Here is a 15364-nt window from a genome sequence, read left to right as displayed (position 1 = left end):
AAATTTATTTATCGGCTGATTCAAACGATTGCGATACATAATAACAGAAACATCCATCAGTCATGCCGTTGATCAAACCGTGTATACACCTCACAGAACCGCGCCGCAAACGACGGCTCGCGTCCACCCGCATACAGATGAGAAACATCCCCAAAACGGCTCATGCGGAAGGATGCAACGCCGGAGCGGCGCTCTTCTGTATAGAGCACCGTCACCGACGACGGTGCCGCACAGGTTCCGTGCCAGAGCTGCATCGGAGAGATATTTAAAAGATGGGAAAGCAGGACGCACTCGACGCCAAAATGACAGAATAAAACAATCGTGTCCTCATTCGGTGCCACGGCCCGGTAAAACAATCCATTTCTCACATATCCGTGCCGTCTGAGCAGCCGGTCAAGCTCTCCAGTCACCCAGTCGTACTCTTCTTTTACATGGGCGTTCTGAAAGACTTCTGTTTCATGCCAGTGATCCTTATCAAAATACTTCGGCTCCGCCATCCACGCATCCGGCAGCCAGTCCCAGACACAGTGCCCGGAATCCTTTCCCGGATGTACCGCCTGCGGGGCAAATTCACGCAGCCAGCTGCAGATTTCTGCCGTGCGGCAGGCTTTTTTTAAGGTCAGGGACGCCGTGTCCTTCGCACGCCCCAGCGGCGATACATAATAAGCCGCCACCGGAATCGGCGCCAGACGGTCTGCCAGAAGCTTTGCTTCCTCCCAGCCAGCCGGGGTCAGGGAATCAATTGAGTAATCAGGATCCGCATGGCGGACAATCAGAAGGCGCATAGGAAAACTCCTTTCGTAAAGAAATGGTAACTAGGAATGATCTTGATGACCGGGTATACCTGGAAAGGACACTGGCGCGAGCAAAATTAGAGCATCTTCCGATACTCCTGCTTCCACCCATTTAAAAGTTCTCCCGCACTCTCCATCCGCCGGACCGGATTGCGGTCAAACATCGTTTCGACCATGCGGACATTCCCGCACTTCTCTGCGGTCTGGTTCGCCTCGTCGAGTTCCCGTTTCCAGATCTCCTTCTGTTCCGGCGTCATCGCAGCCGCATGGCGCTCCTTAAGCTCCAGCTTCGGGTCAATCAAGGCAAGCTGGTACAGGTGCTTCAGCATCTCCGGGCTCTTGTCGAAATTGTACGCCATTTCATAAGCGGTAAACGCTTTCTCAAACCAGAAAATCCCGGCATACGCTGCCCCGATATTGTTCCAGATCTTCGCGGTAAATTCGTCAGTCAGCGATTTGACCCGCCAGTCCTCCAGAATCCGGTTGTAGTAATAGATCGCCGTCCCAAACTGCCGCAGGCGGAAATAGTAATCCGCCGTCTCCTTCCGGAACTCCGCCGCATTCATTTTGCGAAATGCCGCCAATTTCTGGCGGTATGCCGCAATCTCCTTTGCCGTATAATAACAGCACTCCTGCAGAATCACGATCGGCAGCTCGTCCTGGCTCTCGCCGCTCCGCTGCCATGCCTCCAGTTTGCCGGCCAGAAACGAAAGTCCCAGCTCCGAACGGATAAACTCAATCAGGCGGTCATCCACAAATCCATCCAGCGCCAGAAGCGGATTCTGATAAATGACATAACACAGCTCCTGCGACGATGCGATATGGACGCCCAGCCGTTCTATGTAAAAAGGATGTCGAACCGGCTCCTGCCGGCAAAGTATCAGACTCATAATGAAACCTCTTGTTTAATCATCCGGTTTGTCGCCGGAAACAATTCTCCAAATCCCAAATCACGTATCATGACGATCATCCTGTCTTCCCCGGTAAATCCAAATGCCATCTCGATCCGGGTCGTCCGGTCCGGGCGTTTCGGGAATCCCTCGAGCGGAATCTTCACCGTCTTCTTTTTGCGCGGTTCCAGCGGCTGGAGTGAAAATTCTACCTCCGGCGTGCCCGACACGATAAATTCCGCCGTCATTTTCGTCTCATACCAGCTGTCCCCGGCGGATGCCAGCACCAGCTGTCCCTCTTTTTCACGCTCCTGAATCTTTAGGGAAACCGTTGTTTTCAGCCGCCCCTCACAGATACAGGTAAAATGGTACGCACTCTGCGCTTCACAGAGATCTTCCGAGCGGATCAGCGCCCCTCGGGTAAATACATCCATCTCCGCAAACACCCGGCGCCGTTTGCAGATCTGCTGCATAAAATCTGCCGCCCAGTCCGTCTGTGCAAATCCCCTGCCGGTCAGGATGATCGCTGAAAACAGGCGCTTCTGCAGCAGCCGTTCCGCACAGGAGGAAAGAATCCGGTCTGCCATCTGGATGCCCGCGTCGCTGTCCAGCACATTTAAGTGGAATGACTCCTCCAGTTCCTCCTGATCCGCGACCACCTGCATCTGGCGCAGCCCGCGCTGCACTCTCAATTCATAATAATGAAGACCATTCTCCGAAAGCTCAAACATTCCCACCTGGTTGCTCCAGACTTCCCGTTTCTGGCTCATCACGTAATATACAAAGCTCTCCGCGTGACTGATCACATGCACCCGGCTCCGGTCGATTTCCAGAAAATCGGCACAGTACATCAGGCAGTCCACCAGCTTTACCTCAAGCTTTGGCACCGTGATCACCAGGTTTTCTATCTCTTCTTTTCCGGACGCCTGTCTGGGAATCGCAAGCACCTGCTTCAGGAACATTTTCAGCAGATATAAGCCCTCGTAGCGAACACCATCGATCGTGGCGGTGCCGTCCTTCATCGCCAGGGAAAGCAGCTTATCTTCCACTACCATGCCCTCTAACGCGCCCCCGGCACTCTCCTCTGCCACCCGCCAGACGTCCGAATCCGGTTCTTTTCCGATCCGGGTCGGAACCGACCAGATCGTCTCCTGACCCTGACAGGATATATGTGTGCATGAATCACACAGATCCATGCCAATTATAAGTCCATTCATCTATCGTTTGTCCGTCTATCCCTTTCCTCAGGCGATCGGGAAAAGTGCGCTTACCGCCGCATCTCTCTTCTGGTACTCCCGCATCTTTTCCCGAAGCGCCGTCTCATTATTTACTTTTAAAGAAAGACTCATCTCATTGAGCGCCGCAAACCGGCTTTCCCGGCTGCGCCCCGGAATCTCCCGGCAGGAAATCTCTCCCTTTTCTTTCGTCTTCCGGACGCCGTCCTCTTCCTCTTCGATCTGATATTCCAGCGTCTCGCCCTCAAAAATCACCTTTTCACGAATGTAAATATCCCGGTAAACGAGACGCATTTCCTCATAGTGGAACTCTTCCTCCTGCGGCAGAATCCGCAGCCGCAGATACGGGCGCACCGCCCGGTTTCCGTGATACTCGATGATTTCTTTATCTAAAATATTGCCCGGGATATGGATAAACCGCGCCAGATCCTTAAAATAGGCAAAAATCATACCCGCATCTAAAAGCACATCCACCACCGACTGGCACAGGCGCCGCTGTTCCTCCGAAAGCTCCGGCAGCGTCGCATAATACTTTGTCAGCGCCAGCAGATAAATATCCGGGATCCGCTCCCGATCAGAGCTTCCCTGCACAGCACCCTCCAAAAATGCGAACACCTTGTCGTCCGTCGGACGGTTTTCCAGAAAATATTCCACGCTCTTGACCGTGAAATACGCGCGCACGATATTTTCCCCTGTTTTCTTGCGTGACGCATAAAGCTCGAACACCCGGTCTAACTTTGCTGTATTGCCGGTAAAGAGCATCTGCGCCACCAGCCGTTCCTCCAGATCGTACGTCTCCACCCGGAGCCGCAGCCCCTGCATCAGGACGCGGTACATCTGATCCACCGTACCGTTGAAATGTTCGCAGAGATAATCGAGAATCACACTGTCCGGCTTCTCGTGTTCAAAGACATACCAGGTCAGATAAAGCAGGTGGTCATCCCGGTCAAAGAGATTTTGAAGCAGCATTCTCCCGCAAAGCCGTAGCAGCAGATTGACCGGCAGACCTTCCAGACCATACCGGCACACCATCTCATACGCCTCGCTGAAATGCCCGCACCGGATCAGCGTCCCGCAGACGCCGTTTCTCTCATCCCGCGTCAGCTGGTCCTTGTCAAGACTCAGAAGGTAGGAAACACTTCCATCCTTTTTCGCATCCTCAATCCCATCCGCCATCCTCTTATAATACCGCACGATCGCTGACAGCACCTTTGCCCTAAACAGCGGGTGCAGCTCCATCTTCTGATCCGCGTGCTCCAAAAGGATCGCATCGTCCCCGGTCAGCACCTCCTTGCGGCAGGCTTTTGCACACGCATTCATAAAGAGGAACGGATGCATTGGATTCATTTCAAAACAGGTCTGTAAAAGTTCCTCCATATCCGTAAATACCGGCTGGATGGCGCAATTTACCCGCGCATACCGCGTCTCATTTTCATCCTGGAATAGAACCAGATCGCGCTCCGAAAACAGCGGCACATACGCCGTGCCCTCGTTCAGCACATACGCGTCCTCCGTCATCTGCTCCTCATGGCGCACCACCACGTATTTCATCGCCGGTTCCCGGCATTCTACCCGGCAGGATTTCAAAATCCCCGGCAGGACACGCGCCATCTGCGTATCGATCAGTTCCGGATAGATCAATTTCCGGTACAGGACCGCCAGGGCACCGTCTATCCGTTCCTTGAAAAGCTGATCCACCGCAAACTCTTCCATCGCCCGCTCGTACATCCGGTAAATATCCGAATCCGGCGTTCCATATGTAAGAAGGTTCGCATAAAGCTTCGCCAGTGACCCCGCATCCAAATTTGCCGAATACGAAAAGTATAAAAATACCTCACGCGACATCAGGCGGTCATAATTCTCCGGCATCGCATATAAATAATATTCATACAGGCGCGTCAGACTCAAATCTGCCTCCAGCGCCCGGCTATACCATTCAAAACAGGCTGTCTCCCGGCAGTCTCCCCGGATCAGCATTGCACAGAGCGCCTCCAGAATCTCCGTCTCCGGATACAGCCCGTAAAGTTCCGTCAAAAGGCGTCTGTAAAACTCCCGGTACGAACGGGACGCACGCATCACCCGGACCGCCGCCAGTGCCAGCTCGCGGCTGATAATTTTCCGGCGTGCCCCATAGTACAAGGCATGAAGCTCAAAATTGCCCGCATTGTCTAAAAGGATCGGATCACTCTCCAGAAGTTTCAGTCCCGCCGCATAGAGGAATGGGCTGTGACAGCCATCCTTAAACTCCTGCTCCATGCTGATCAGCACCGTAACCGGATTTTTCTGCAGTTCCTCATCCAGACGCAGAAGCATCAGATAATAAAACAGGCTGCTGCCCGTCTCCTCCGACGCATACTGCTGCAGCAGGCGGATCAAAGTGTCCTTCTGCTCGGCATTGCCGGTCAGCGTCACGTACAGATAGCGGTACAGGCAGTTAAGCTTCCGGTCGCCCGATATTTTAAGCGCCGCTGAATCCTGCAGCTCCTTTAAAATCGTCTGCGCTTTCTCACGCCGATCAGTCAAAAGGTATAATTCCGCCTGCAAAAGCCGCAGTCCCGCGTCATAGTGCGTCATTTTCATCAGATCCAGCTCCCGCTGCATCTGGTGAACCGCCTCCGGGCCGCCGATCCCATTTTCATACGCCAGACGGGCAGTCAGATAATTTCCAAGCTCTTTCTGGAATGACATATGTGCCCGGTCGCATCCGCCCGCATCGGCAGCCGATGCCTCGATCGGGATCCGCACGGTTTCTCTGGCAGTGTGAATCAGGACGGCACCGAAATTCTTTCCGGCATGCAGCCGTTCCGCCAGAATCCGTACCGGAAGACGGAGCAGACCATCTTCAAAATCCGCCTGCGTCGCACTCTTCTTCGGCAGATGGAGGAACTCGCCGTCTGCCGTCACCTCCAGGTACACACTGCCCCAGTTATCCATCCGGATCTCGATCGTGTCCTCGGCATTCTCAGCCAGCTCGGCATATACGCGCGCCCTGCCCGGAATCGTCAGACCGACCGGCTTTTTCACGCCCAGTCCAACCAGAAATTCTTCCATAAAATTTGCCCGGCTGCCGTGCCCCTTCAGGCCGTCATAGAGTGCGCGCACATGCATATCCTGCATAAACGGCACTTCCACAAAATCCGGGTACTCCAAAAGCCGGAGCGCCGTCTCCATATCATTTTCCGCGATGTGCAGAAAATCTTCCGCCGTTTTCAGATCACCTAAAGTCTTCCCGGCGTCTGCCACCTCGACGTGAAACTCATACGGAATCTCCTCTTCCCCGCAGTTTGTCACCAGATAAAAAGAACCTGTGATCGTGTCGCCTGCCGTCAGGAACGAAGTGTCCACTTCATATACGATCCGGCACCGGAGTCCGCCAAACGAATTGTTATCCCCCGGAATCCGCACCCGCAGGTTTGAGGAATACACAAATCCCTTCACACTTAATCCATTTTCGCTCCCGATCCATAAATTTCTCTGCATCAGGGTATTCATCCGCAGCGTCTCGTCTATCTTTTCAGGCGACCAGGTCATCTTCGGCTGTTCCGAATCGATGATTCCCTTCGCCAGCCGGTTAATTCTCTCTTTCATTCCTATCACCTGCCGTTTCATTATCCTGTCCCGGTAACTGCTTCGTCTTCCCACAGTTCCGTCGGTTCGAAATCTCGTACCTTATATCATACCATATTTTGTCTGCATTTACATCAGGGAATTGGAGAATTTCGCTGATTGCCCATCCGGCATTTTTTCAAGTCGAACGTCCGTGAGACTTGGCGCGTGATTCTGGTCAGCGAAGCTGACATATTCGTTGCTGTTCACTTATACTGTTCTCAGCAACGGGATTTTGCCGATGCTTCGCATTCCAAATCGGCAAAATCTGCTGCCAGAGCTGTATCGTACGGAATTTTCAGTTCAGAAAATTCCTATATGCAAGTAAAACACTTATTCTGTGCAGAATCACTGCGCATCCTCGCGGAGCGTTTATCTCAGTCGGAGACCCAACTCCCACTGAGACAAATTTGCTATTACTCACCACCTGAAGAGGTGGGAGTCTTCTCGACTGAGATAAAAACAAGCGCTATCCTGCCTGCCGGGCAAAAATTTGATGGTTCCGCCCGGTATGTAAAATAGCGCCTGTTTCCAGTTTTCAATCGTTTTCTAATTTTTCTTAATTTCCTAATCCCAGTCGCCCACATACAGGCGTGTGCCAGTCTGCCAAACTGTTGGTTCATAGATCGTCCAAATTGGATATGGATATGCTTTTCCTTGCAGAGAATCATCTATTGCGATCGTCTGATCAACGCCATTGGTGCCTGTTTTGGACGACAGGTCAGCGGCACCTGTCCTGGTAATACTGGAATAGCTGTCCTTTACAGAGCTGCTGTCCACATAAGGTGCGCCAATGATTGCGTCGCTTAGCTTTGGCAGATACCAGCATTCTTCCGGGACCGAAAGAATGCCAGCTTCCAGCTGGGCTCCTGGCCCCCACCACCAGGTATTGTTCAACTGACCAATATAGTGTCCAAGGAACATTGAGGTTCCAGCCGCTTTCACACTTCCTGTTGTGTAGCAGTTCGAAAGAACCAGTTTTGCAGAATCATATTTTCCAAATAAACCGCCTGCGATGGCATTATATGTATTCGTTCCACACGCATCCGCTGCACTGAAACTCTGTATTACCGAAATCGGACCATCCATCCACCCCACGAGGCCTCCGGCACACCTGCCGCCTGACACATTCTTTCTATCTGACAGCACTTCCGCACCACTTTCCGTATAACCGTAAGAGCGGTTCCGTCCGCCGACATAACTGTTTTCAATGCTGAATTCTTTCCCGGCAGTTCCGCCATTCTGGTTGTTTTTCAGGTATCCATACAAACCTCCGGCGGTTCCAGTTGTATCCACATACCCAGAGAAGAAGCTGTTTTCCAACTTCATCTGACCAGAGCTCTCGGCAAAGCCGACCAGACCTCCGCTAGCATCGGTTCCCTGTATCCGTGCATTTTTTCCTGAAACATATACGTGATTCATCACTAAATCACTTACTTTTGCTTCCCCGATCAAGCCTCCGGTTTTTCCTCCACTTATTTGCAGCGTCGGTGCATCTACAACTACATGGTCGAGTGTCAGACTGCCACTATTCGTGCTTCCAACCACCGCGCCTGTTGCCAGCGTTCCAGAAATCCGGGATTCTTCTCCATATATATGGATATTTTTAATCGTTAGATAGCTGTCCGCCGAAGTGCCTGCCTGCGCCACCAGCCCTGCTGTATTCTGCCCCTGACAGGAAATGTCCGGATCCTTCAGATTCAAGTTTGATATCGTCAGATGATCCGTCTTCTGAAATAAAGCCGCACCATTCCAGGCAACAGGAGTTATCTTTAAGCCTGCAATCGTATAACATTCACCCAGTTTTGCTTTTTCTTTCTCATCCACCTCCGCATCATAAGAGATAATATCCGGGTTGTTAATCGGCCAGAAACTTCCACCTTCATACTTGGAATTTCCCGGACTGTAGATCGTCATCTTTCCGTATGCATCTTTCACCTCTTTACAATACGCTTCCGTCTGTGAGGTAATCGAATCATCCTCCTGCCAGAGAATATTATCGGTCTGAATGACCCGTGTGATCTTTAAACCACCATAGCCTTCTCCGCAGAAATTCAGATTCTGCAGATGACGCCCATTGGCGACCTTAACCGTATAGGTATCCGTTCCATCACCATTTCGTTCAATTACATCGGCAAAGCAGCTGTTGAACTTGTATGAGAGCTTTGTATTTTCTGTCGGCGGATAGCCATCCTCGCTCAATTTTACGATAACATTTTCTCCATTTATGTAACCGCCCGGCTGATAACCTCCCCAGGTACCCAGACTACAGAAATTTCCACCCTCACGTGATAAATCATCCAGATAGAAACGCAATTTCAACTTTTTCTCTTCCGTTATGCCTATTTCAAAACGATTTACCCTGTTTTCTGCAGCAAAGCTCGTCCAACTGCCATTTGCCTCATTTTCTGCACAGCTGGCAGCTTTCTCTTTCGTATCTACAAAGCAAAATTTCGATCCCGTTCTCAGAGTATTTTCCTGCAAATCACCAGTATTGACTTGGAGAACATACCACATCGTTTTACCGCTCAATTCGCCGGTAATCGAAAATATCAGATGTATTCTCTGATTTTCTTCAAGCGGAGACGGAGAGACATAATCGATATACAGCCTGTTTCCAGTATGCAGCGCCTCTTCGTTCTCTTCCTTGTCCCAGTCCCCGACATGGTTATTCAGAAACCAGGAAAATCCCTTTGAAGCGTTCTGCGCAGCAAGTTTTTCCGCTACTTTCTGGATCGTCGGCATGGGATAAATCGGTATCTCTGCTTTCTTTAATTCTGGATCATAGGGATATGTATTCTCGCTGTCTGCACCCGTTCCCTCAGCACCAAACAGTTCTGAAAGTTCTTCTGCGTATGCGAGCACATATTTCTCATTCACCTTACTGCACACATAACAGCCCGGATAAACTGATTTTTTGTTTGTTCCCGTACCGCTCGTCTCCGACGGCAGCCTTCCATCCGTTCTATTTGCATAATCATAGAACGCAACAAACGCAGGTGCTTTCAGCGCCGGATTCTCTGTTTCATTCGCTGCCGTTCCGCTTCCATCCTCCGTTTCATCCGATTTTTCCTCAGCCGTCGGCGAATACACCGACGCCGACACATATGTATTCGCTATCTGACTGTCTGCCGGAAGCTGTGCGGCGAGACCTCCTGCGAATCCGCCGGTATATGCCGCTACATTATAACGTCCGGTAAGATTCTCAAAGGCTGCATTGGCATTTGCCCCATTCCCCGGTTTCTGGGATGTGTCAAACTTCTTGTTTGCTGTATGACCGCCGACATAACAGCTCTGAATCTGCACCGTGGGACCGCTTGCGGCGGCTGCAGTTGATGCTTTCTCAACAGTTCCGACCAGACCGCCGGCGTACATGCCTTCCACATAGAGTGCCGCTGCGCTGTCGGTCAGAGAAATTTCCCCCTTTGCCGTGCCGATCAGGCTGCCCGCCGTTCCCTTTAAAGCGCGGATCCGGTATTTGCTTTCTTCCTCCTGCTTCAGATCTGACGCTTTTTCTGTGCTGCTTCCCAGCTTATCACGGAAATGGTTCTCCGCCAGCGCATCCTGGACGGTCAGAGTGACGCCCTCAAATGTGCCCACCAACGCACCGGCAGAAGCGCCGGTCTGCTCTGCCTGTACCTGCGGATATTCAATCTGCACATTTTTAATTTTCACCGTTGCCAGATTCGTAGTTCCCCGGGAATCCGTTCCCGGCGTCACCGCACCAATCAAAGCGCCTGCACTCGCCTTCGTCCGGACCACCGGCTGGCAGATCAGCAGGTTTTTAACACTCATATCCTGCGTTACCGTTCCAAACAGTCCGCCCGTCCCATCTACTGCTGTGATTGAACTTGCCGTCGTTTTTCCCACCTGCAGACCATCGATCCGGTATGTATTTCCCTGATAGTCCAGTGGATACGGCAGGCTAAGCGGAAGATAGCTTCCCGCCTCCGTGGTATATGTCTGTGCCGTCGGGTTCGTCCGATCTGCATTCGTTTGATCCGTCACCCGGTAGGCAATCGAGATGGTTTCCGCATTCTGATTCAAAAAATTCGAGCCAAATGCCGTATGCAGCTTCGCCACATGTCCGCAGTAACCGCTCTCGTCCGCAGTGTTTTCTCCCGCTTTCCAGGTCAAATCGCTATTCTGCATCGCCGTAACCGTTTTGGATGTAGTCACCGCTCCCGTGTACAGCTGATCCGGATCCCAGCCTGAAACCCGCTCATCCAGATTTTCCAGATGGCGGAAGCTGCCGATCCCAGCGCTTCGGTCCGTACCGATCGATGCAAAGAGGCTGCTGCCTGAATCTGTATTGCTCGTCTTAACCTGCGAAAGCGCTTCATTGTTGAAAACCTGCGCGTACACAAAGATATTTTCGCCCGGAATAAAGGAGGCAAAACCTCTTTCATCCTGCTGAAATGTCATATCCGTCTGTGCCGGCTGGTTGAAGTCCATAAATTTGAATCCTGTACTTCCGCCCATGCCGGCTGGCGCCGCTATGTCATCCAGAATGACCTGATACGTTCCATCCGAATCGCCCGAAGTTCCGGACACCTTCGCCACACGCGCCGAAGGGCTGGTTCCCTGGGGATTGATCTCGATGTATCCGGTTGTACCGCTCTTTTCTCCCTTTACAAACAGACTCAGTGAATGTTCATTTTTATTCGGATCCTCGATTTTTGCATATAAAATATCATCATTCACCAGTTTCACTGTCGGCGCCTCGAATTCCTCCACCGGCAGTTCCGGGACTTCCAGATTTCCTGATGCGTAATATCCGATCGGCAGCTTCTGATCCTTATAATTGGAGTTAGCACCCGTAAACCGCTCCCGTTTTCCGGCATCAGATGCCGCCGCCAGAAGTGCCTCGCTTCCGATATCTGTCTGCACAAACTGATAATGATCCGAATACCACACCTCGCGGACCAGTCCTGCCTCCGGATCATAGAAAATAAGATAGCTCCCGTCTGCACGGACGGTCTCATCAATCGATCCAAACGGAAGAAGGCGCTGCCGGATCTCCTCGGTCACATTCGCAGACACCAGCGCTGCCTCACCGCCAGACTCTTCTTGTTCCGATTCAGGCTGCCCTGCCTGTTTTTCCGGCACATAGAGAACCGCGTAGATATTTCCCTCTTTCTCCTCCGCCAGCACTGTATTTTCTACCGAAATTCCCAGCTTTGCCTGCTTTTGATCGTCTGAAAATTCCCCCTGTGCCTCCATATGGAGCAGACGCGGAATCGTTCCACTGGAGACCTCCAGTGTCAGATGATTCTGCGCCGCCAGAAAGATCTCCTTCGCCGTCTGATCCATCTCCAGACGGCGGAGCTTTCTTTGGTAATGAATCACCGCAACAAAAGAAAGACTGGCAAGAATACCGACAATCGCAATCACCGTCAAAAATTCCGCCAGCGTAAACGCCGCCCTTCTCTTCTGTTTGTTCTGTCTCTTCTGCTCCATCTGTCCTCGTTCCTCTTTTTATTGTAACTGTTCAGTACCTTCACAGTCACGCGCAGACCTGCTGAACAGTTAGTTTTTATTTTATTTCTGATCCAGGTTGACTGCACGCACGGTCAGGTTAATCGGCTTTACCACCGCTTTCCGGGAAGTTCCCATCGTATCTTTTTTCCGGTAGATCGCCAGATTTTGAACCGTAAAACACGCCGTCTCCTCCGAATAGGTATAGCCGTCAAATGCCGTATAATATTCATCCGAGATCGCCGCCTGCGTCAGCAGAGGTATCTTATTATACGCATCATCGTAAGTATAATCCCCATACCATTTTTCAATGCCCGTGCCAGACCAGTCTGTCGCACTAAAGTGCAGCCACAGGTGGCTGTTTCCACTCCGCAAAAGAGGTGTTACCATTTCTCCTGTTTCGGAAGTCCCAGCAGAATTTTTCACTTCCAGCGCATTGGCAAATTCATCGGTCATCAGTTGCGCCGTGAGCGACAGCGCCTGCTCTGCATCTGCCTGATCCTGCGTCCTCTGGTAAACATTTTTTACCATCATCACGCCGCCTCCAAGCACCGTGCCGATCGTGCCGAGAATCACAATCGCCGCCAGCAGCTCCGTCAGCGTCATACCGTTCTTTGACCGAAGTTTTTTCTGACATACTGAAAAGAGCTTGCAGTGACCCTTGGATGCCGTCTGTTTCTGCTGCCTGCAATGCCTATTTCTGCATCTGCGGCATTCACTTCTCTCCTGTCCCATCTCTGTCTCCTCTATCGGTATCTGTAAAGCAGATCTTGTAAGTTTACCTCTTCCTCTTCTGCATCCGAATCAGCCTGGCTCACATACAGTACGATGGGATACTGTCCCGTCCGGTAATTCGTCTGTATGCCTGTCTGGTAGGCATTTGACGCCAGGCTTTTCTTCATGCCGCCGGTTCCAGATACCTCCAGCTCCAGAACATATCTGCCCGACGCCTGTTCCGCTGTCCGGTTGTTCTCCAGCTGATTGCGGCTGTCATAATAGCCCGCCATCTGCTCTTCGCCCTGATGCAGCATCCTGCCGGACGCCAGAAATGCACTCAGAAACATCGTCATTCCCAGTGCAATCACAAGAACCGATATCAGTACCTCTGTCAGCGTCTCTCCCGCATTGGCACGCAGCTTTCTTCCAGCTGCCCATTCCATTCTACTTATCATCCTGCAGCAGCTCCTTCTCTATTGTTCCGTTCTGCCAGCGGATCGTCGTGATGATGGTCGTCGTCGTGATCGTGTAGGAATCATCGTCATCCGAATCTCCGTCATCGCCCTTTACTTTGACCTCTACTGTGACCATCTCACTCTCGGAGCTATGTGCTGCTTCCAGCTCCAGCCGTTTCTCGCACCGCTCTTCCTTCTTGTCATCCGCCGTTACTGTATCTGAGATAACCGCCTTGATTTTATAATGATCCGTCATCCACAGGCGTACACTGGTCTTTAACGGACCAATCGTGTTCCCGCTCGTTCCGGCTTTCTTCACTGACAGGGTAAAATCTTTGTACGCCATTTCTTCCTCCGATGCATTCTCCCCGTCTGCCAGCTTCCGATACTCATTATTTCTATAAATATCCACGATCAGTGAATCGAGAACCGCGCTATTCGCACTCTCTGCGCTTGACAAACCCGAATCCGTTCCATAGAACTTTTGCCACGTCGCCTCATTATCCTTGTTTTTCCGGCTGCCGACGTAGTAGCAGTAAAAATCATCCTTATCGTCTTCCTCGTCATCCCGGCTGTCATGCACGATCACTTCCTTGATCTTGACTATATTCTCCGTCTTCTGCAGCTCATCCCGCAGAAATGCCGCCGCCGAGTCCACCGCATACCTCTTCTGGTCCTCCCTCGGGAGGTGGCGGTTCTTTCCAGCCGACGCGGAAGCGGACGCCAGAATGATCGACGCGCCCACCCCGCAAAACACAAAAAACAGGAGCGCCGCCATCAAGCTGGCGCCATCCTGATTTTTCATACGCCTGAAAACCTGCCTCCAGATTTCCGGGCGTTTTTCACTGTTCTCTGCTTTTTTCATGCTTTATTCTCCCAGCGCCGCCTCTGCCGCTGTCTCAAGGTCCGAACGCTGCAGGTTCGACACATCCGCATTCGCCAGTCCCGACGGTGCCTGCGCCTCTTCCGGTTCCAGATCCAGACCTTCTTCTGATTCCGCATCGTATCGGGTCTCAAAATAAGTCAGCTGGAACGTCACTGCTACCGGGTGGATGCGGATATCCTTTAACTCTTCATCTTCCAGATCTTCATCATCTTGAATGCTCAGATCCTCGATCAGGCAGCGGTATGGTCCTTCCACTACCTCATGAAGCATCGAAACAGCGTGATCAAACGAATCCGCCGTAAAAGAAATATTCATCGCGCGGCGGATCTCCATTCCGTCCACCTGCGGCTCTGAATACTGGAAAGTAAAATCATACGCATTCGCAAAAATACGGTTCAGCTCCTCCGTCTCCGTCTTGAAATGATTGTAGGTCGGAACCATCGGCGCATTCGATGTCTTGTTTTCCTCGATCTCTTCCTCCATCTGCCGGATCTGCATCGCTTTCATCTGCTCCAGCTGAATCTGGGCATCCAGCTCCGCCGTGTCCGCCGCCTCAATCCGCCTCTGCACCGGCAGGTAAAATCCGGCATAGTAGCCGCCCGCGATCAGGGCAAAGACTACAACCAGCAGCACTATTTTCTGTGTTTTTGTTAATACATATTTCCCTAACGAATTCATTTTTCTTTGCCCTCTTCTGGTTCGTTAAAAAATACAGCCATTGACACTCCCACCTGCTTCAAGGATGCCAGAGCTCTCTCTTCGCCATCTTTCTTCACTGTTTCCTCCAGCGAAGCGGTCACATAGCGCGCATTCGGATCCGCCTGTGCATCACGGACCGGCTGCGAAAAGAGTGTACCATTGGGAATGGTTCCTTCCAATGACATCTGATCCGAGGTGATCGAAACACTCGAAACTGCCGTCAGCGGGAAAATCTGTGATTTCAGGGAATCCAGCATCATCCGGCGGTCCGGAAGCTTACTCTCTTCCTCATTCAGATACCCATTTCCATAATGCGCGTACTCTGCCAGGACCTCACCGTACACCTCGTTGGATTTCTCCAATGTACGAAGCTCCTTCTCTGTCGCCGCATAAACCGCCTCTGCCCGGTCTGCCTCCTGCAGGGGAAGCATTACGCCAAATCTCGAAAATCCGTAGACAAAAACCATAAAAACGGCAAACGCGCCCAGCTCCGCCGCTATTTTCCCTTTTTTAGTCTGCTTCTGATACAGATTGATGCGCCGTTTTTTCGGATACTTCGGACCGCCAATCTGCATATTCGCGATTGATTTTAAATCAGCCACCG

10 protein-coding genes are annotated in these 15364 nt (G+C 51.6%); all 10 read right to left on the bottom strand.

The window, feature by feature from the left end; translation table 11 throughout:
- Positions 1-56 precede the first annotated feature (56 nt).
- Positions 57-785, bottom strand: a complete 729-nt coding sequence (locus PG862_RS12945; protein WP_118570419.1) for a histidine phosphatase family protein — start codon at positions 783-785, stop codon at positions 57-59.
- 86 nt (positions 786-871) lie between these two features.
- Positions 872-1684 (bottom strand): hypothetical protein, encoded by an 813-nt coding sequence (locus PG862_RS12940; protein ID WP_118293230.1) that lies wholly within the window; start codon positions 1682-1684, stop codon positions 872-874.
- Positions 1681-2901, bottom strand: a complete 1221-nt coding sequence (locus PG862_RS12935; RefSeq protein WP_118570420.1) for a DUF5716 family protein — start codon at positions 2899-2901, stop codon at positions 1681-1683. Before PG862_RS12935 ends, PG862_RS12940 begins: the two co-directional genes overlap by 4 nt.
- Positions 2902-2928: 27 nt before the next feature.
- On the bottom strand, positions 2929-6507 hold the full coding sequence (locus PG862_RS12930; protein ID WP_118570421.1) for a DUF5717 family protein: 3579 nt from the start codon (positions 6505-6507) through the stop codon (positions 2929-2931).
- A 585-nt stretch (positions 6508-7092) separates the two neighbouring features.
- Positions 7093-11985 carry a type II secretion system protein gene (locus PG862_RS12925; RefSeq protein WP_270707653.1) on the bottom strand — a complete coding sequence of 1631 codons (4893 nt, stop codon included), beginning with the start codon at positions 11983-11985 and terminating at the stop codon, positions 7093-7095.
- An 81-nt stretch (positions 11986-12066) separates the two neighbouring features.
- Complete coding sequence (locus PG862_RS12920; protein WP_118628570.1) at positions 12067-12738, bottom strand: PulJ/GspJ family protein; 672 nt, start codon at positions 12736-12738, stop codon at positions 12067-12069.
- 11 nt (positions 12739-12749) lie between these two features.
- The gene (locus PG862_RS12915; RefSeq protein ID WP_147352088.1) at positions 12750-13175 is read right to left on the bottom strand and encodes a hypothetical protein; all 426 of its coding nucleotides are present in this window, start codon (positions 13173-13175) and stop codon (positions 12750-12752) included.
- Entirely contained in the window at positions 13165-14040 is an 876-nt protein-coding gene (locus PG862_RS12910) for a hypothetical protein (RefSeq protein WP_270707649.1), read from the bottom strand. Before PG862_RS12910 ends, PG862_RS12915 begins: the two co-directional genes overlap by 11 nt.
- Before the next feature lie 3 nt (positions 14041-14043).
- Positions 14044-14739 (bottom strand): hypothetical protein, encoded by a 696-nt coding sequence (locus tag PG862_RS12905; RefSeq protein ID WP_270707648.1) that lies wholly within the window; start codon positions 14737-14739, stop codon positions 14044-14046.
- Positions 14736-15362, bottom strand: a complete 627-nt coding sequence (locus tag PG862_RS12900) for a hypothetical protein (RefSeq protein ID WP_270707647.1) — start codon at positions 15360-15362, stop codon at positions 14736-14738. The genes PG862_RS12905 and PG862_RS12900 overlap by 4 nt, the downstream gene beginning before the upstream one ends.
- Positions 15363-15364 lie beyond the last annotated feature (2 nt).

The sequence above is a fragment of the Clostridium fessum genome (genome assembly GCF_027698965.1).
GTDB lineage: Bacteria > Bacillota > Clostridia > Lachnospirales > Lachnospiraceae > Otoolea > Otoolea fessa.
Note: the sequence above shows the minus strand (reverse complement) of the source record. Positions and strands in the feature narration are given on the sequence as shown.